Consider the following 476-nt stretch of genomic DNA (forward strand, 5'->3'; position numbering starts at 1 on the left):
GTGTTTTATTAAGCCCTATTGCAGGTGTTTTAGCAGGTGTTTTACTAAGGAAAAAAAATGAAAATTAAAAGACAAAGTATATTTAATCAAATAACTCATTTAGGAATAATGATTAGTGTTTTTGCGTTGATTTTTAGTGGTATTTTGCAAATGCCTGTCGCAAAAAGATATATGATTTATAAATTACCTTTAATGTCTTGGAGTGTGGATTATTATATTAGTTTAATGGTTCATTATATTTTTAGTATTAGCTTGATATTTTTTGTGTTTTTGCATATTACATATTATATTTTACGCAAAGATTTTTCAATACTTCCAAAAAAAGGTGATATTAAAAAAAGCATAAAATTAATCTATGCAATAATTTTTAACAAAGAAGAAGAACCTTGCGAAAAATACCTACCAGAACAACGCCTTGCGTATTTAGGACTTGTAATTATTATGGTTATTTTGATTATTACAGGGCTTATTAAAAC

At 25.8% G+C, this 476-nt stretch carries 1 protein-coding gene; it reads left to right on the top strand.

Annotated elements, in window-relative coordinates; all coding sequences use genetic code 11:
* Nucleotides 1-57: 57 nt before the first annotated feature.
* The coding region (locus AVBRAN12647_RS09635) for a cytochrome b/b6 domain-containing protein (RefSeq protein WP_336615123.1) at nt 58-476 on the top strand (419 nt) is incomplete at its 3' end.

The sequence above is a fragment of the Campylobacter sp. RM12647 genome (assembly GCF_020138135.1).
Taxonomy (GTDB): Bacteria; Campylobacterota; Campylobacteria; order Campylobacterales; family Campylobacteraceae; genus Campylobacter_E.